Here is a 17,334-nt window from a genome sequence, read left to right as displayed (position 1 = left end):
TCGGCGCCACCGGACTGGCCGCCCTGGCGATCAGCTGAGTCGCCTGCCGTTTCCCGGGCGGTTTGACGTGCGAGTCTGCATCCAGGGCATCCAGTCTGCGCCCAGAGCGCTGCCGACCGCGATTTCGTCGCCCTCAGCGCAGAATGAAAACCTAACCCGGTTCTGGCAGCGCCGGACCCGCGTGAACCGTTGCTGACCCGCGCTCCTAGCGGTCCCGGCAGATTCGCCACCAGGGTACGGGCCGGCAAGGCGGCGGCGCTGATAGCGGTGATCGCTGTGTTGCTGTGTTCCCTCGGACTCGTGATGGCTAATCGTCATCACGCCACCGCTGAGCGCACGTCTCACCCCGCGCAGGCGCCGGCCGCGATGCTCGATGCCCGGGGCGATAACGCACACGCTGTGCTGCTCTTTGTCCGCGGGCAGCATGTCCATCGGGTTGCCCGGCGGATCTGCGGTAACCGGCGAAGGCCCTAGGGACTTCTTGCCCCGCCGTGTGGGCACTAATGCCCTAACCCGACAAGACGACGGGCGCAATTCTGAAACCCCTGACATTCTCTCGTGAGGAGTCGCTGATGTCTTTCAAACCCGTCGCCCGGCTAGCGCTGGCAACAGTTCTGCTCTGCCCGATCGCCAGCGTCTTAGCCACCCCAGCGGCGGCCGTTTCACCGACAACACCCTGCGTAAGCGGGAAGACCGGAGACCTGGGCAGCCTGTCGCTGCAGCAACAGGACGCGCCCACAACGAGCTGTAACAGCGAAAAGCAGGCCTGCATGTCGGCCAGCGTGCAAATAGGCATCTACGGGGAGCGGTACGTGCCGCCCGACGCTGCCGCGATGTGCTGGGAGGCCTACCGGGCCTGCATTGCCAACCAACCCGACGACGGAGGATCCGGATAGTCTCGCATCACTCGGCTCAGGCCAACGACGCCGAACTTAGACAACAGCGGGTTTGGCGGGGCCGGAGTAGACCTCGAAGAACCGGGCCGTCATCTCGGCTGGGATGGCGAGGTTGGCGGCGTGGTCGGTCCGCACACACACCAGACTCGGACCGCAGTGCTCGCGAGAACGCCGCAGGGCACCGTCGAGGTCCTCGATCCGCTCCACGTACTCGCCGTGGCAGCCGAGCCCCTGCGCGACGACGTCCCACCGGATCTCGCCCTGCGCGGTGCCGAATGTCGTTCCGTACAACTGAAGTTCGTTCAGTTCCTCCATCGTCCAGGAGCCCTCGGCGAACACCACCACGGTGACGTCGATGCCCTCGCGGGCAGCCGTCTGCAACTCCATGATGTTGAATCCCGCGGCCCCGTCGCCGGTGACGCATACCACCTCGCGTTCGGGCGCGCCCAATTTGGCGCCGATCGCCGACGGGATCCCGGTGCCCAGCATCCCGAGCTCGAGGATCGAGTGGTAGGACCGCGGCCGTGTCGGGGGCAGCACGTTGTATGCCCACAGCGACGTGTTGCCCCCATCGACGGTGTACACCGCATCCAGACCGAACACCGCGCCGATCACACCGGCCGCGTGCGCGGGGTGGATGCCCGGGCCCTGCCATTCGAGGATCGGGGTGGCCACCTGCATCCGGACCTGCTCGTCGAGCCGGCGGTAGCGGGCCAGGTCGGCGCCGTCGCGGGGGCCGAGATCCGTCGCACGCAGCCGCGCGGCAATGCCGTCGAGCGCGGCTCGCGCGTCGGCCAGGATGCCCAGGTGCATCGGCCGGGTGACACCGAAATGCCTTGGGTCGATGTCGATCTGGATCAGCCGCTTCCCCGTCGGGTCGCCCCAATAGCTGTCGTAGGGGACGTCGAGGTTTCCCATCCGCGAGCCGGCCACCAGCAACACGTCGGCCTCGCTGCGCGCGAGGTCGCCGGCCGGGCCGAACCCGAATACGTAGTTGGGATGATCGGCCGGGACGCACGCGCGCCCGGCCATCGAGGCGATGGCCGGGCAGCCCAGCAGCTCGGCGATGTCTAGCACACGATCGCGCGCATCGGCGCGGTCGACGCCTTGGCCCGCGATCACCACTGGGCGCTCGGCGGCCGCCAGCAGTGCCGCGGCCTCGTCGAGCTGGCGGTCCGACGGTTGCGGCGGCCCGACGCGGTAGCTGGCGGGCGGCCACACCGGCGCCGTCCGCGGATCGCCGGTCTCATACAGAATCGGCGCCGGCAGCTCGACGTGGACCGGACCCGGCCGTCCGTTGTGCATCTCGCGGAACGCCAGCCGTAGCACCTCGGGGATGCGTGCCCATTCGAAGATCGGGCCGCCCCACTTGACGGCAGGCCGAAAAAGGTCGAGTTGGTCTTGGCCCTGGAAGGTCGACGGCGGTGAGGGATAGACGATCCCGAGCCGGTGCTGGGAGGTGATGGCCAGCACCGGAACTCCTTCGTGCAGTGCGGTGACCACCCCCGGCAGCAGGTTCGCCGAGCCGGGGCCCGGATTGCCCAGCACAGCCGCAACCTTGCCCGTCGTCTTGTACAGGCCCTCGGCCATGTGCACCCCGGCTGCTTCGTGGCGCACCGGCACCAACCGGATACCGTAGGCGTTCAATTGCGCGAAAAGCGGATCGATCTCCGGGGACGGCAGCCCGAAGAGGAACTCGATCCCCTCGGCCTGAAGCGAACGGGCGAAGAGCTCGCCGCCGGTCATCTCGGTCATCTCAACCTCCCAAGCGTGAGTTGCTCACCCATGGATCGCACCAACCGGTGCTCCGTGGGCGGAAGAGGCTGAAGTCACTAACTCGGGTCCTTGAGGCCGTGCGCTGGTTTCGGGGACGTTGGTCCCTACCGATCGGTTCCGCGGGTCACCACGATTGCTGCAACGGCGTGCGGGGAGCCGAAGCTCAACACCCGCGGAAAGGGACTTCGATGAGCGACGATCATGCGCTGGTGCTGGTGGCCGGCTACCCCGACATCGCCGCCGCGCGCGGCGATTTCGGCACTCTGACCGAGAGGGTGAAGAACCGGACGCTGGAGTTGACCGGCGCCGTGCTGGTCGGCAAGGACGCCGACGGTAACCCGTGCTGATCGACACCGGTAACTGCCTTGGCCGCCGGGGGGCGGCCTGGGGGGTGGGGGTGGGTCTGGCGGTTGGGCTGTTCGCCCCGGCGTTGCTGGCGTCGGCGGCGGTCGGTGCCGCGGCCGGTGCCTTGGCGGGCAGGTTCGCCGACCACCGGCTCAAGTCCGGCCTCGGCGACAAGATCGGCCAGGCGTTGTCGGCCGGCACGGCAGCGGTGATTGCCGTGTTACCGGAAGGCGGCCGGCTCGCCGTCGAGCAGGCGCTGGATTCGTCGCCGATGAAATCGGTTGCGGAACTGGACAAGTCGACGCTTCGCGGGCTGCAGTCGGCGTTGGCCGAGGCGATGGGCAAGTTCAACCCGGACCGCACCCGGCTGCCGCTACCGGACCGCAAATTCGGCGGCGTGATGGGCCGCACGATGGGGGAGTCGGTGGGCGACTGGACGATCGTTCCGGGACCGAAGGCGCCGGAGGGCGCGCCCAACGTGCTGATCGTGCTGATCGACGACGCGGGATTCGGCGGCCCGGACACCTTCGGCGGCGCGATCCGCACCCCGACGTTGACCCGTGTCGCACAGAATGGCTTGACCTACAACAAATTCCATGTCACAGCCGTGTGCTCACCAACTCGGGCGGCGCTGTTGACCGGACGTAACCACCACCGCGTCGGCTTCGGGTCGATCGCGGAGTATCCGGGTCCGTTCCCCGGCTATTCGTCGGTCAAGCCGCGCAGCTGTGCGGCGCTGCCGCGGATATTGCGTGACAACGGCTATGCCACTGGCGGTTTCGGCAAGTGGCATCTGACTCCCGACAGTGTCCAGGGCGCCGCGGGCCCCGTTCGACAATTGGCCGCTGGGTTGGGGATTCGACCACTACTGGGGCTTTCTGTCCGGGGCCGCCGGCCAGTACGACCCGATCATCACCCAGGACAACTCGGTGCTCGGAGTACCGCAGGGATCGGCAGGCGGGGACGGCAAGCCCGATTACTTCCCCGACGACCTCACCGATAAGGCCGTCCAGTGGCTGCACGCCGTGCGGGCCCAAGATACCGACAAACCCTGGATGATGTATTACGCCACCGGGGCCACCCATGCCCCCCATCACGTCGCCAAGGCGTGGGCCGACAAATACCGCGGTGCCTTCGACGACGGCTGGGACGTCTACCGGCAGCAGACAGTGCAACGGCAGCAGAACCTGGGCATCGTGCCGCCGGACACCGAATTGACCGAGCGGCCAAGCCTTTTTCCGGCATGGGGCAGTTTGTCGGACACGCAGAAAAAGCTCTACGCCCGGCAGATGGAGGTGTTCGCCGGCTTCTCCGAGAACGCCGACTGGAACGTAGGCCGGCTACTTGACGCCGTCGAAGAGCTGGGCGAGTTGGACAACACGCTGGTCTTCTACATCTGGGGTGACAACGGTGCCAGCATGGAGGGCACCATCACCGGGTCGTTCAACGAGATGACGTTTCTGAACGGCCTTGTCCTCGACGCCGACCACCAGCTGCGGCTGATCGAACAGTACGGTGGAATCGAAGCGCTCGGTGACGAGCACACCGCCCCGCACTTCGCCTCGGCCTGGGCGCACGCCAACAACACACCGTTCCAATGGGGCAAGCAGATGGCCAGCCATCTCGGCGGGGCGCAGGATCCGATGGTGGTTGCCTGGCCCGGCCGGATCAAGCCGGACAAGCGAATTCGCGGCCAGTTCACCCACTGCATCGACATCACACCGACGGTGCTGGAGGCGGTGGGCCTGCCCGAGCCGACCAGCGTCGACGGCGTCGACCAGGAACCGAAGGACGGCACCAGCTTCCTGCACACCTTCGACGACGCCGCCGCGGATGAGCGCCACCGGGTGCAGTACTTCGAAATGTTCGGCAGCCGGGCGCTATACCAGGACGGCTGGTGGGCGTGTACCCGCCTGGGCAAGGCGCCATGGGATTTCCCCCCGGAAACACTTCAGCGCTTCGCCCCCGGAAGCTACGACCCCGACAACGACGTCTGGGAGCTGTACTCCCTGCCCGACGACTTCTCCCAGGCGCACAACCTTGCCGGCGAACATCCCGACAAGGTCGCAGAACTCACCCGGCTGTGGTGGCAGGAAGCCGAACGCAACCGGGTGCTCCCGCTGCTGGGCGGCCTGGCGGTGGTGTTCGGCCAGCTGCCGCCGATGCCCACGGTCACGCGGTTCTCGTTCAAGGGCGACGTGCACAACATTCAGCGCGGCATGATCCCGCGCATCTACGGCCGGTCCTACGCCATCGAAGCCCGCCTACACCTGCCCGACAGCGGTGCCGAGGGCGTCGTCGTGGCCAACGCCGACTTCATCGGCGGGTTCGGTCTCTGGGTCGACGAGCAGCAGTTGCTGCACCACAGCCACTCCATGCTCGGCGTGGAAACCTACCGGCAGGTCTCCATCAAGCCGATCCCCGCCGGCGACGTCACGGTCAAGATGCTCTTCGAGTCCACCCAGCCCGTCCCGGGCCGACGACGAGTTGATCGGCGAAGGCGACATGCCGCAAACCGTGCCGTTGGCCTTCTCCTCCTACGCCGGGATGGACATCGGTCGCGACAACGGCCTGGTGGTCGACCGCGCCTACGAGGACAGAGCGCCATACCCGTTCACCGGCGCCATCCGCGAGGTGGTGTTCGACCTGCGGCCCGTGCACGAGGAAGCCGAAAGAGCGCTACACGAGCACGCGGCCGTGCACGCTGTCGGCCAGGGCGCCGCGGGGTGAACGCGGGGAGCCCCACGCGCGCGACGTCCGGAGCTGCTTGGACTACCAGCTCGGCCGCAGGGCAGCGTCCACGGTCGGGTACACGGGCAATAAGTCGTTGAACCCGCAGGCCGCCACGACTCGGGCGACGGTCGATTGCGGGGTCACCAGTCGTAGCTCGGCGCCGCGGCGACGACACCGATCGGCCTCGTCGGCCAACACGGCGTAGGCGCAACAACCCATGAAATCCAGGCCGGTGACGTCGACGACGAACAACCCCGACCGGGGGACGCTGGTGGCCGTCTCGGTGATCAGCTGGCGCCAGGTGTGCTCGTTGCAGGCATCGACCTCGCCGCCCGCGTATATCAACACCGCCGCTCCGTTGCGGTCGGTGGTCGCCCGCAAGGTGCTGCGCGGGTCGCCCAACTCGCTGACAAGCCGCGTGCTGAGCATCAGGTGAGGGGTGATCGGTTCTGCTGTAACCACGCTCATGGCGCACTCCTAATCGACTGGCGCCGCAGCGCCGCGATGGATGCCCGTCCTGCGCGTCTGAAGACAGACTTGGTTCCTTAGGTCTCATTTGTATAACGAGACAGGACGGTCTGTCTACATCCGGGGTCTGAGAGTATGGTTAGGGTTCGCTATGGCCATACCGGAGTTCGCCACGCCGGCTGCACCGGCTCGTGAGCGCATCCTGGGGGCCGCCTACGAACTGTTCAGCCGGCGCGGTATCCGAGCGGTAGGCACCGACGAGGTGATCGAGCGGGCGGGTGTGGCCAGGGCCACGCTGTACCGGCATTTCGCGACCAAGAACGACCTGGTGCTGGCGGTGCTGCAGCGGCGCGAAGAACTCTGGACATACGGTCTGATCGAGGCGCACTCGCGGGAGCTGGGCAACACCCCCGAGGAACAATTGCTGGCGATCTTCGACGTCCTGCACGATTGGTTCCAAAGTCGCGACGGATATGAAGGCTGCGCGTTTATCAATGTGCTGCTCGAGTTGGGGCGTGATCATCCCGTCGGGCAGGCTTGCGTCGCCCATATCGACCATGTCCGTGACATCGTGCGGGAACGTGCGGTGGTAGCCGGCCTCCGGAACGTGGAGGATTTCGCCTGGTCGTGGCACATCCTCATGAAGGGCGCCATCATCATGGCGGCCGTTGGGGACTCCGAGGCGGCTCACCGTTCGCAAAAGATGGCCCGCGTTCTCATCGAACAGCATCGTCCCCAATCCGAAGCGGCCGGTTAGCGTTCGCCGGCTGTCGGCCTGGCAAACGATTGCCTAAAGCAATCATTGTATTGACAAATAGTTGTACTTACTTATAGTAAGTGCGAAGCGACTGAGTTGCGCACCGGACACGACAGCGATGGGCATGCAGGCGAGAGCCGGCGCCCAATAGGCGGAGAATGAGGAAACCACATGGCTATTGTGGGCGTCGGCCTGGAATCTCGGTCAGCGGCGGGATGGTCTCATACGGTGGCAATCGTTATTCCCGCCTATAACGAAGAACGCTTTATTGGCAAGTGCCTGGCGGCATCCATTCGGCAGACATCGCCGCCGGATGAGATCATTGTGGTGGACAATAGGTCGACCGACGGCACCGCGTCGATCGTACGACGGTATCAAGAACAGAATCCGCATATAGACATACGCCTGCTCCATCAAACCGAGCACCAGGGCGTTATTCCGACTCGCAATTATGGGTTTGACAATGCGCGCAGTGACGTGATCGCCCGGATCGACGCCGACGCCATTCCTCCCCATGACTGGGTCGAGACGGTTCGGTCCCGCTTTGAGGACCCGGGCCTCGACGCGGTCTCGGGGCCGGTCTTCTACTACGACATGCCGTTTCCCGCGCTCGGTCTCGTTTTCGAGCGCATGGTCCGCCGGACACTGTATCGCAGCGGCAAGGATCAGCGGTTCCTCTACGGAGCGAATATGGCAATTCGCGCGTCCGCGTGGCAGGCGATTCGTCACCTCACCCAGCTGGATCCCGAAGACCGGCTGCACGAGGACATCGATCTGGCGATCACGCTATTCAAGAACGGATTCGAGGTCGGATACGATCCCGCACTGGTGGGCGGTTTGTCCTGCCGCCGGGCGGAATGCACGGTGCGCGACGCCTACTGGTACATCACTCGCTACATCAGGACGACTAAATTGCACGGCGTCAGAAGTAATGTCGCGCTAATCGCGATGTCAGTACTCGCGCTGGTCTATTTCCCGCTTCGCATAATGCGGTTCTTCTTCGACGGCGAGAACCATCAATTGACGCTGTCGAAGCTGTGTGCCGAACTGCGCGGCAAGCGCGATGGATTGCCGCGCCCCCGCTCACGCGCAATACCCAGTGGTGAGCGGTTGCCTGTGGTTGCCAGTGACGTGCCTGCTCGTCGCCCGGCAGCCGTGGCGGGGCACCGGCTCGTCGCCTAGCTAGCGGGCCGCCGCGTCCGCCTTGCGATAGTGCTCCTGCTCGAGTTCGGCGATCGCCCGCGACGTGCGCTCGCGCAGCAGGATTGCCGCGCTGATCCCGACCACGATGGCGACGACCAGCGCGACCCAGGAGAAGCGCTGCAACCAGCGTTCCGCCGCCATCCCGGCGTAGTAGACCAACGCGGTGGTGCCACCGGCCCAACAGATGGCACCCGACACATTGGCGGCCAGAAATCGTGGGTAGTGCATTTTCAAGGCGCCGGCGAGCGGCCCGGCCAAGATCCGCAGCAGCGCGATAAAGCGACCGAAGAACACCGCGCGAACTCCCCAGCGGTTGAACAGCCGCTCGGCGAGCGCGACATGTCCGGGGCCGAAGTGCCTCGGAAATCGTCGGCCGAGCCGGTCGAACAACGGCATGCCGAATCGGCGGCCGATCGAATAACCGATCGAATCACCGACTACCGCGCCGATGACGGCGGCAACGCCAACACCGACGGGGTTGACGGCCAGATCGTGATGTGACGACATCAGCGCCGCGCTGACCAACACGATCTCCCCGGGAAGGGGAATGCCCAGACTCTCGACTCCGACCACGCCGCCCACCACCAGGTAGACGGCAAGCGGCGGGATCGAGTGCAGCAGGGCTTCCACGTCCATTGCTCAAGGATGCCTGACGCATGCTCGCCGCGCCGTGTAACGAGGCTCGTGACCCTGCGGCGCCGCATCTGCCGTCACATCTGCCCCAGGAGTGCGCAACCCGGGTGCCGTCGACGCCCCCGACGGGAGCGCCCCCGATGGCGTATATTCGGCCGTCACATCGCCAGGAGGCCGTTAGTGGATTTCAACATCGCTCAGGTGTTCTCGGCGGTGGCGGCGGCCAATCCGGATCGCGACTGCATCGTGTTCGGGGACCGGCGATTCACCTACGCGCAGACCGACGAACGCGCCCGCCGATTCGCCTGCGCCCTGCATCGGTGGGGGCTCGGCGTTCGTCGGGAACGCTCTGAGTTGGCGCCTTACGAATCGGGGCAAAGCCACCTCGGTTTGTACATGGCGAACTGCAACGAGTTCCTCGAGGCGATGATCGGGGCCTACAAAGCCCGGGTCGCCCCGTTCAACGTCAACTACCGCTACGTTGCCGACGAATTGGTGTATCTGCTCGGCAATGCCGCGGCCGACGCCGTCATCTACCACGCACGGTTCGGCCCCACGCTGGCTGAGGCTTTGGAGAGATACGACCGCCGCCCGCGCCTGATCCATGTCGACGACCATTCGGGAAACGATCCGTTGCCGGGGGCGGTGCGCTACGAGGAACTGCTGGCGTCGATGTCTGGGATGTCCGACGAGCCGCTCGACGTGACCCCGTCGCCCGACGACCTTTATGTGCTCTACACCGGTGGCACCACGGGAATGCCCAAGGCGGTGCTGTGGCGTCAGCACGACATCTACATGAACGCCATGGGCGGACGGGCTTTCGGCACCGGCGAGATGGCCACCAGCCTGGAGGAGATCGTCGAGCGGTCACGGCCGGACGGGCCGGGTTCGATGACGGCGGCGCCGCTCATGCACGGCGCGGCCCAGTGGGCGGCATTCATCAACCTGTGCGGTGGACGGACGTTTGTGATGGCGCCGACGACTACCCACTTCGATCCTGCCGAAGTGTGGGCACTGGCCAGCCGGGAACAGGTGGTGTCGCTGTCGATTGTCGGCGACGCCTTCGGCCGGCCGCTGATCGACGAACTCGAGTCCGGCGATTACGACCTGTCCGGGCTATTTGTTCTGGTCACCGGCGGTGCGGCGCTCAGCGCTCCGATCAAGCAGCGCTTCGTGGAATTGCTGCCGCAACTGGCGATCCTGGATGCAGGTGGTTCCTCGGAGTCGGGGTCACAGATGGGCCAGGTGTCCACTCGCCTGCAGGGTGCTTCCGGCCGGTTCGCTCCGAACCCGGGCGCAGTGGTGGTCAGCGAAGACATGACCCGGATCCTGTCGCCCGGGGATGACGAAATCGGCTGGTTGGCTCAGCAGGGTCTGATTCCGCTCGGATACCTCGGCGACCCGGAGAAGACCGCGCGGACGTTTCCCGTCATCGAAGGGATTCGCCATTCGGTTCCCGGTGACCGCGCCCGCTGGGCCCCCGATGGCGGAATCGAGCTGCTCGGCCGTGATTCGGTCACCATCAACTCCGGCGGGGAGAAAATCTTTGCCGAGGAAGTCGAGGCCGCGATCGCCGAGCACCCCGCTGTGTACGACGTCGTCGTGACGGGCCGTCCCAGTATCCGGTGGGGAAGCGAAGTCGTCGCGATCGTCCAGTTGGCGCCGGGCCGGCATGCCGACCCTGACAGCATCATCGCCGAGGCCGCGCGCCACATTGCGCGCTACAAGCTTCCGAAGGAAATCGTCTTCTGCAGCCGGGTGCAACGTTCGCCATCGGGCAAGGCCGATTACCGTTGGGCGAAAGAGCAAGTGACACAAAGGCTTTAACGCGTCGGGCTCAGGACAGAAAGCGCTTATGTAGCCGGTTGAAGGCGGTGGGCTCCCGGCAGGCCCGGTAGCGCTCGTGCAGATCTCGGGCCAGCGCCTGGACCGGGGTGGCCGTGGTGTCCAGTTCGAAGTCGTACTCGGCATCGGCATGTGCGGCGCGGGCGCTGCCCCGGTTCCAGCCGGGGTAGCGGTTGCCGCGTTCTCGTTCCCGGCGAGCGCCCTCTTCGTCGGAGACATGGACTCCGACCATCCACACTGTGCAGCCCTCGAAAATCCGGAGAGCGTCCACCAGCCACTCCCGCTTCCAGATCACCTCGTCGGCGATCACGTTCATGCCGTTGTCCAGGTAGGCCCGGATGGCGTGGTAGCGGGCATGCATGGCCTGATCCAAGAGCGGACCAGGATGCACGGTGAACCAGTCGACGCCGTCGTCTTCGACCACGCTGTCCCACGTGTAGTACTCGGGCCGCACTCGATCGAGGTCCAGTTGCGCCGGAGGCAGTGCAAACCAGAACAGATCGATCCCCAGGTGCATCCAGCATTCGGCGGCCAAGTCTTGGAACGCCATAGCGAGTGACGTCTTTCCCGCGCTGGATCCGCCGTTGAGAATGATGAGCTTGCCCTGCGCCGTCTCAGTCATAGCTGCCATAGCCGAATGAGGGTACCGCCAGGTTCAGGTTATTGCCCGTCAAAATGGTGGATCGTCGGGCAATGGGGGCACCGGCGATGGCCGCCAGTCCGGTGGGAGTTCCTCGGATTCGCGGGGACTATTCACCCAGGTGCAAAACGGGCTGGTGCTCGGTTCGCCCTGAAGAGAAACAGCATGTCGCGCATGCGGTTTCGAAACTTGCGCGCTTCGATCCCTGCTTTCCGTACCTGCCGCAACTCTTGTTCGGCGGTGTTGACGCGGCGTTGAACGTGATTGCGGTTGCGTGCTCGCGCGATCCGCGCGGCGCGTTCGTCGGCCCGGGTCCGAGATCGGCGTGGCGCCGGATTCGAGAACAACTCGGCGCCCGCGGGTACCGTTCGATATGTCTTGCCGGTCGGCGATGTCCAGATCACGACGCCGTCGGGCAGTTGCTCGTCCCGCCATCCGGTGATACCGCCGTGAAATGTCTTCAACCGGTGGTGTTTTCGGCAGAGACAGTTGAGGTTGGTCGCAAATCCGTAAGCTACCCCTCACAGGTGGGGCATTAAAGCTCACCGGTTCCACTCCACCAGCTTCATCCGCACGTCGACACCTGGTCCGAGCTTCTGCTTGAGACCCTGCATAAAACCCCACTGACGCACTGTGGTTCCCCCCAAATCGTGGAGGTTTCCTCTATGCGGCTTCCCGGTTGGTGGCCGCAGCGTTCTCGTAGTTGATGGGGCTGACCATCCCGATCGTGTTTTTTTTTTTAGATGTGTATAAGAGACAGTAATGGGGGTGCCGGCCCGGTACTGATCGGCAACGGAGGTATCGGCGGTTTCGGTGGAGCCGGTGCGGCCGGCGGTAACGGCGGCGCCGGCGGCATGTTGTTGGGCGACGGTGGCGCGGGCGGGCAAGGCGGTACCGCTGTGGCAGGCATCCTGGGCGGCCTTCCCGGACAGGGCGGTAACGGCGGCAACGCCAACTGGTTCGGTTCCGGCGGCAACGGCGGGCAGGGCGGCACGGGTCTGACCGGAGCGAATGGGGTCAACCCGCCGCCCAGCGGCACGGCCGGTACCGGTTCCGCCCCGATGCCCGCGTCGATCACGAATAACGGCATCATTGGTGCTCACGTCGTTTTCAACGGCGCGAACGGTGGTACCGGCGACCCCGGCGGCGCCGGCCAGACCGGCGGCACCGGGGGCACCGGCGGCGCCACATCGGTGACGAACACCAATATCGGCTCCATTACGGGCGTTATCGACATGACCGCCGGCGACGGCGGCAATGGCGGCACCGCCGGTGCCGGCGGCAATGGCGGCGCGGGCGGGGCCGGCGGGGCCGCCACGGTCACGAACAACGGCTCGATCACGGGAGCCGTCAATGCCAACGGCGGGACCGGAGGTAACGGCAACACCGGTAGCGCCAGCGGCGGTGACGGTGGCGCCGGCGGCATGGGCGGCCTGGGTCAAACCGCGGGCAATGGTGCCGCCAAAGGCGGAGCCGGCGGTAACGGTGGCGCGGCGAGCGTGGCATTAGGTGCAACCGGCGGTAACGGCGGTACCGGTGGCGTGGGCGGCAACGGCGGACATGGCGGGATGTTCATCGGCAACGGCGGTGCCGGAGGCGCAGGAGGGACCGGTGGCACCGGTGGTATCGGCGCCGCCGGCTTTGCCGGCGGTGACGGCGGCGCCGGCGGCCAGGGCCTCAACAACGGCACGGGCACGGCGACCGGCGGCAACGGCGGTCTCGGCGGAGTGGGCGGCATTGGTGGCACCGGCGGGACGGGTGGAACCGGGGGTGTCGGCGGCAACGGCGGCGGCGCCGGGTTCATCGGCATCGGCGGCGCCGGCGGCGGCGGCGGCGCAGGTGGTGTCGGCGGGATCGGCGGCATCGGCGGCGCCGGTGGCGACGGTGGTTTCGGCGGGGCAGGCACCACCACCAGCACCGCGGCCACGTTTGGCGGTACCGGTAACAACGGCGCCCTCGGCGGCAACGGCGGCACCGGCGGCGCGGGAGGGGCCGGTGGAGCGACCGGCGGCAGTGGGGGAGCCGGCGGCGTGATCGGCTGGGCCGGCGCCAACGGCGGCACGGGTACCGGTGGCACCGGTGGCAACGGCGGTCAGGGCGGCGCCGGCGGCAATGGCGGCAATGGTGGAAACGCGTCGACGGGCGGCACCGTAGGCCAAGGCGGCAATCTGGCGCTCGGCGGGCAAGGTGGCACTGGTGGCGCTGCCGGTGGTCCGGGCGGCAACTCCGGGTTCACCGGCAACTTGGGTGTGCCCGGCAGCAACGGTTTGCCCGGGACGATTGTGTGACGGTGCGCTGATAACGTCACTGTCATGCCGACGAAAAGGCAGCGCACGACGGGCACGCCGGCCGCGGATTCGCTTGTGCCGCAATATCCGATCGAATCGGTTGATAATGCGCTGAAGCTGCTGTTGCTGCTCGGTGAACGCCCCGAGATCCGGTTGAGTGAGGCGACCCGGTATCTGGGTGTGGCGTCGTCCACCGCGCACCGGCTGCTGGCGATGCTGACCTATCGGGGCTTCGTCCGCCGAGATGCACCGGGTGCCCCAGCCATACGTGGATATGTTGGTAGCGGGTGTGTGCCCCAGCGCGTTCAAACCGAAGCTGATCAGGTGGTCAAGATCACCGATGCCGAGCTCGAGGAACTGGGCGAGAAGATGGCCGCGCGCATGGGGCAATATCGCGGATCTGCCCTGTACAAGCTTCGTACCAAGGGCAGGGCCGCGCTGGTCCGAAGCCTGTAGCGTCCCGGTAGCCGAGGCCCGTTACCGGCGGCCGATTCCGGCCATCATGATCGGGGTGAAGACGCGGATGTCCTCGCCGAAGCGTGCCGCGGCCGCGTCGGCGTCCTCGGGGGAAATGAGCCCCGCATCGACGACGGCATCGCGCAGACTCTCGAAGGACAACCTGAAGAAGTTGAAACCCGGTGTGGCGGAATCGATAACACGGGCGCGGCCGTCACCGCGGACCTCGGTGAGCCCGGCGGCGGCCAGGTCGGCGACGACCTGGCGGCCGTAATGGGGTTCGAAGCCGGAGCGCTGCATGAAGGACAGGATCGCCTCGGTTACCCGGTCGAGTTCTGCGCCAGCCCCCTCGAAGCCGAAGGCGGTCCAGTCGTAGTCCTCGATGACCATCCACCCGCCGGGCCGTAGCGCCGCGGCCAGCCGGTCGATGATTTGCCGGCGCTCCGGCAGGTGTTCCAGTACCAGCCGGGAATGCACCAAGTCGAACTCACCCGGGGGAAGCTCGTCGGTCCTGATGTCGAGGCGGCGGACGTCGATCGTGTCGCTGGCCAGCGGTTCGATGAAGCGGGTATCGATGTCGACGGCTACCACCGTGGCACCGCGGCCGCTCATCCACTGCAGCAGCGAGCCGCCGCCGGCGCCCACCTCCAGGCACCTCCAGCCGGGGCCGATACCGAGGTCGTCCAACAAGGCTTGCGTACCGGGGTCCCACAGGGTTTCGATGCCGGCCAACCGGGTCCGTTCCTGCGAGAAGCCCTGGTCGTAGACGTAGTCACGCGCCATGGCGGTAACGCTAGCCCCATAGGTCCGGGGTGCCTATTGCGAGTAGCCTCACGCTTCGTGAATGCCGCACCGCAGCGCATCGCGTCCCAAGCCGACATCACGTCGGAAATCAATGCCATCGCAGCCGAATACCAGCGCTCCGGCGGGGCAGAGACCCAGCCCCGGCTCGACTATCCGCCGTATCGCAGCAGTGTGCTGCGCCATCCCGAACGCGCCCTGCTGGCCGATCGACCCCGAGGAGGTCGAGCGCCGGGCCCCGTGCTTCGGCGAGCGGGAAGTCGGGCCGCTCGATGCCGACCTGACGGCAGGTCATCCCGGCGAGCCGATCGGCGAGCGCTGCATCGTGGCCGGCCGGGTCCTCGACGGAGCCGGCAGACCGGTGGCGGGCCAGCTGGTGGAGATCTGGCAAGCCAACGCCGGCGGCCGCTATCGCCACCACGCCGACCAGCATCCCGCCCCGTTGGACCCCAACTTCACCGGCGTCGGCCGCTGCCTCACCGGTGCCGACGACTCATACCGCTTTGTCACCATCAAGCCCGGCCCCTATCCGTGGCGCAACCATCACAACGCCTGGCGACCCGCGCACATCCACTTCTCGGTCTTTGGGACGGCGTTCACCCAACGCCTGGTCACCCAGATGTACTTCCCGGGCGATCCGTTCCTGGGATTGGATCCGATCTTCCAGTCGATCATGGAACCCGTTGCGCGCCAAAGGTTGCTGGCTACCTACGACCATGGCCTCACCGAGCCCGAGTACGCGACCGGCTACCGGTGGGACATCGTGGTGTCGGGCAGCTGCCGGACCTGAACCGAGGACCGCTAGCGATGGACGAATGCGCTGGTACCCCAGGGCAAACCGGCGGGCCGTTCTTCGGCATCGCGTTGTCGTATCCCGGCGACAGCCAGCTGGTCGCCGATGAGCATCCCGACGCTATCGGGTTACACGGCACGGTCTACGACGGCGCCGGCGCCGGTGTTCCCGACGCCCTGGTCGAACTCTGGCAGGCCGACGGTGACGGTCGCATTCCACGACAGGCCGGCTCATTACGGCGCACGGGTACCGGGTTGGCCGAGTTCACCGGATTCGGCCGGGCCGCGACCGACGCGGACGGACATTACCGGTTCACCACCGTGGCACCCGGCTCGGCCGACGGCCGGGCGCCGTTTTTCGCGATCGCCGTATTCGCCCGGGGCTTGTTGCACCGGCTGTTCACCCGGGCCTACCTGCCGTCGCCTGAACTGGATGCCGATCCGCTGTTGGCCCAAGTCGACCCACCGCGGCGCGACACACTGCGGTGTGTAGCCGAAAATGATTCGGGCCGTGGCGGATACCGTTTCGACATCCACCTGCAGGGCCCTTCCGAAACCGTGTTCCTGACGTACCGAGACGACATGCGATGGCCAACCTGTTGTGGCCGGGCGACCAGCGGGCCGGCGACTACCTGAGCGACGAGTCGCTGCTGCGGTCGATGGTGGCGGTGGAATCCGCCTGGCTGGGGGCACTGGCCTACGCCGGACTGGCGCCTATCGACCGGGCCGGAGCAGACCTGTGGCACCTGGTGGGCGAGCACGACTGCGAACTGCTTGCGGTCACCGCCGAGGACGGCGGGAACCCGGTCATCGGGTTGGTGTCGCTGCTGCGCGATTGCGCCCTGCCGGCCGTCGCGCCGTGGATCCACCGCGGGCTGACCAGCCAGGATGTCCTCGACACCAGCCTGATGCTGGGAATGCGTTCCGTCGCCGACCATTTGATAACGGAACTGGCACAACAGATTACGACACTGTCGGCGCTGGCCAGGGCGCATCGGGCCACCCCGATGGTGGCCCGCACCCTGACTCAGTACGCGGCGCCCACGACGTTCGGCGCCAAGGCCGCGGTCTGGCTCAACGGCGTCGTCGACGCCTACCGACGGCTCGGCGCGCTGGCCACCCCGGCTCAGTTCGGTGGTGCTGTCGGGACCTGGTCGGCCACAATGGAATTGGCGTCACTGCTCACCGCCACCGCGGAGCCGACAGAATTAGCGGAGCGTGTGGTACGCAGTGCCACAACCAGTTTGGGGCTTCAGGTGCGGCTACCGTGGCACACCACGCGGACGCCGGTCACCGCCGCCGGCGACGACTGGTCGGGTGCACCGACTGCTGGGGCCGGATCGCCGCCGACGTCGTCACGATGGCTCGCCCCGAGATCGCCGAACTCGGCGAACCCGTCAGCGGACCGCGCGGCGGTTCGATTTGACCAAGGTCAGTCTGCAATGGGATTTCGTCGATAGTTTGCGGGCCAGTTCCCGCCTTGGGCGGTCCTTGCCTCGGTTGCTGTGGTGCGGGTTGTGTCCAGTATGGGATGTCGGCGCGTTTGGCGTCGTTGGCGGGCGTGTATTGTGCGTTGGCCGCATCTACTAAGCCGCGCATAAGTAAGGCGACACACGGTGTACGGTGCACCGTCTTTCCGGGGCGGTCGTGTTGACTTATTACTATGCGGGACAACGATGGTCGTAAGCTCGACCATGCCAC

At 66.5% G+C, this 17,334-nt stretch carries 12 protein-coding genes and 5 pseudogenes; 10 read left to right on the top strand and 7 right to left on the bottom strand.

All coding sequences use genetic code 11. The features are described 5' to 3' along the window. Window positions 1-572 precede the first annotated feature (572 nt). Window positions 573-896 (top strand): hypothetical protein, encoded by a 324-nt coding sequence (locus CDN38_RS28815; RefSeq protein ID WP_142361236.1) that lies wholly within the window; start codon window positions 573-575, stop codon window positions 894-896. A gap of 36 nt (window positions 897-932) precedes the next feature. Here the strand turns inward: CDN38_RS28815 and CDN38_RS03255 are convergent, their stop codons facing one another. Continuing rightward, window positions 933-2,651, bottom strand: a complete 1,719-nt coding sequence (locus tag CDN38_RS03255) for a thiamine pyrophosphate-binding protein (RefSeq protein ID WP_075509482.1) — start codon at window positions 2,649-2,651, stop codon at window positions 933-935. Window positions 2,652-2,860: 209 nt separating this feature from the next. Here CDN38_RS03255 and CDN38_RS03250 point away from each other — a divergent pair. Next, window positions 2,861-5,747, top strand: a pseudogene (locus tag CDN38_RS03250) (arylsulfatase). 42 nt (window positions 5,748-5,789) lie between these two features. Here CDN38_RS03250 and CDN38_RS03245 read toward each other — a convergent pair. Then, on the bottom strand, window positions 5,790-6,218 hold the full coding sequence (locus CDN38_RS03245) for an anti-sigma factor antagonist (RefSeq protein ID WP_075509084.1): 429 nt from the start codon (window positions 6,216-6,218) through the stop codon (window positions 5,790-5,792). Between the two features lie 151 nt (window positions 6,219-6,369). Between CDN38_RS03245 and CDN38_RS03240 the strand changes: the two genes are divergently transcribed. Further along, window positions 6,370-6,975 (top strand): TetR/AcrR family transcriptional regulator, encoded by a 606-nt coding sequence (locus CDN38_RS03240; RefSeq protein WP_075509085.1) that lies wholly within the window; start codon window positions 6,370-6,372, stop codon window positions 6,973-6,975. A 171-nt stretch (window positions 6,976-7,146) separates the two neighbouring features. Continuing rightward, a complete protein-coding gene (locus tag CDN38_RS03235; RefSeq protein ID WP_082276920.1) occupies window positions 7,147-8,157 on the top strand; it encodes a glycosyltransferase family 2 protein in 1,011 nt (336 codons plus the stop codon). On the opposite strand, the gene CDN38_RS03230 is transcribed toward CDN38_RS03235, so the two are convergent. Further along, on the bottom strand, window positions 8,158-8,814 hold the full coding sequence (locus CDN38_RS03230; RefSeq protein WP_075509087.1) for a DedA family protein: 657 nt from the start codon (window positions 8,812-8,814) through the stop codon (window positions 8,158-8,160). 177 nt (window positions 8,815-8,991) lie between these two features. Here CDN38_RS03230 and CDN38_RS03225 point away from each other — a divergent pair, with 177 nt between their 5' ends. Then, on the top strand, window positions 8,992-10,638 hold the full coding sequence (locus tag CDN38_RS03225; RefSeq protein WP_075509088.1) for an acyl-CoA synthetase: 1,647 nt from the start codon (window positions 8,992-8,994) through the stop codon (window positions 10,636-10,638). A gap of 10 nt (window positions 10,639-10,648) precedes the next feature. Here CDN38_RS03225 and CDN38_RS03220 read toward each other — a convergent pair whose 3' ends face one another. The 3 genes and pseudogenes from CDN38_RS03220 to CDN38_RS30310 all read right to left on the bottom strand — a co-directional run. After that, complete coding sequence (locus CDN38_RS03220) at window positions 10,649-11,287, bottom strand: phosphotransferase-like protein (protein WP_180276278.1); 639 nt, start codon at window positions 11,285-11,287, stop codon at window positions 10,649-10,651. Between the two features lie 39 nt (window positions 11,288-11,326). Next, a pseudogene (locus tag CDN38_RS30315) lies at window positions 11,327-11,793 on the bottom strand (HNH endonuclease signature motif containing protein); the annotation flags it as partial. Window positions 11,794-11,838: 45 nt separating this feature from the next. Continuing rightward, window positions 11,839-11,943, bottom strand: a pseudogene (locus CDN38_RS30310) (hypothetical protein); the annotation flags it as partial. Between the two features lie 207 nt (window positions 11,944-12,150). Between CDN38_RS30310 and CDN38_RS03205 the strand changes: the two are divergent. Further along, the gene (locus CDN38_RS03205) at window positions 12,151-13,584 is read left to right on the top strand and encodes a hypothetical protein (protein ID WP_438502283.1); all 1,434 of its coding nucleotides are present in this window, start codon (window positions 12,151-12,153) and stop codon (window positions 13,582-13,584) included. A 24-nt stretch (window positions 13,585-13,608) separates the two neighbouring features. Continuing rightward, window positions 13,609-14,040 carry a helix-turn-helix domain-containing protein gene (locus tag CDN38_RS32125; RefSeq protein WP_075509353.1) on the top strand — a complete coding sequence of 144 codons (432 nt, stop codon included), beginning with the start codon at window positions 13,609-13,611 and terminating at the stop codon, window positions 14,038-14,040. Between the two features lie 21 nt (window positions 14,041-14,061). Here CDN38_RS32125 and CDN38_RS03190 read toward each other — a convergent pair whose 3' ends face one another. After that, the gene (locus CDN38_RS03190) at window positions 14,062-14,823 is read right to left on the bottom strand and encodes a class I SAM-dependent methyltransferase (RefSeq protein ID WP_075509352.1); all 762 of its coding nucleotides are present in this window, start codon (window positions 14,821-14,823) and stop codon (window positions 14,062-14,064) included. 57 nt (window positions 14,824-14,880) lie between these two features. Here CDN38_RS03190 and pcaH point away from each other — a divergent pair. The 3 genes and pseudogenes from pcaH to CDN38_RS03175 all read left to right on the top strand — a co-directional run. Then, window positions 14,881-15,631 (top strand): annotated as a pseudogene (gene pcaH, locus CDN38_RS03185) (protocatechuate 3,4-dioxygenase subunit beta). A gap of 17 nt (window positions 15,632-15,648) precedes the next feature. After that, window positions 15,649-16,269 (top strand): protocatechuate 3,4-dioxygenase subunit alpha, encoded by a 621-nt coding sequence (pcaG, locus tag CDN38_RS03180; RefSeq protein ID WP_075509351.1) that lies wholly within the window; start codon window positions 15,649-15,651, stop codon window positions 16,267-16,269. Then, window positions 16,221-17,053: pseudogene (locus CDN38_RS03175) on the top strand (lyase family protein); the annotation flags it as partial. The gene pcaG and the pseudogene CDN38_RS03175, both read left to right, overlap by 49 nt. Window positions 17,054-17,334: the final 281 nt, after the last annotated feature.

Source organism: Mycobacterium ostraviense (assembly GCF_002705925.1).
GTDB lineage: Bacteria > Actinomycetota > Actinomycetes > Mycobacteriales > Mycobacteriaceae > Mycobacterium > Mycobacterium ostraviense.
This window is presented reverse-complemented; position numbering and strand designations above follow the sequence as displayed.

Bases quoted from the DNA above. Each gene is read 5' to 3' on its own strand.
- CDN38_RS28815 (WP_142361236.1), top strand. From the start codon at position 573: ATGTCTTTCAAACCCGTCGCCCGGCTAGCGCTGGCAACAGTTCTGCTC.
- CDN38_RS03255 (WP_075509482.1), bottom strand. From the start codon at position 2,651: ATGACCGAGATGACCGGCGGCGAGCTCTTCGCCCGTTCGCTTCAGGCC.
- CDN38_RS03245 (WP_075509084.1), bottom strand. From the start codon at position 6,218: ATGAGCGTGGTTACAGCAGAACCGATCACCCCTCACCTGATGCTCAGC.
- CDN38_RS03240 (WP_075509085.1), top strand. From the start codon at position 6,370: ATGGCCATACCGGAGTTCGCCACGCCGGCTGCACCGGCTCGTGAGCGC.
- CDN38_RS03235 (WP_082276920.1), top strand. From the start codon at position 7,147: ATGGCTATTGTGGGCGTCGGCCTGGAATCTCGGTCAGCGGCGGGATGG.
- CDN38_RS03230 (WP_075509087.1), bottom strand. From the start codon at position 8,814: ATGGACGTGGAAGCCCTGCTGCACTCGATCCCGCCGCTTGCCGTCTAC.
- CDN38_RS03220 (WP_180276278.1), bottom strand. From the start codon at position 11,287: ATGGCAGCTATGACTGAGACGGCGCAGGGCAAGCTCATCATTCTCAAC.
- CDN38_RS03205 (WP_438502283.1), top strand. From the start codon at position 12,151: ATGTTGTTGGGCGACGGTGGCGCGGGCGGGCAAGGCGGTACCGCTGTG.
- CDN38_RS32125 (WP_075509353.1), top strand. From the start codon at position 13,609: ATGCCGACGAAAAGGCAGCGCACGACGGGCACGCCGGCCGCGGATTCG.
- CDN38_RS03190 (WP_075509352.1), bottom strand. From the start codon at position 14,823: ATGGCGCGTGACTACGTCTACGACCAGGGCTTCTCGCAGGAACGGACC.
- pcaG (WP_075509351.1), top strand. From the start codon at position 15,649: ATGGACGAATGCGCTGGTACCCCAGGGCAAACCGGCGGGCCGTTCTTC.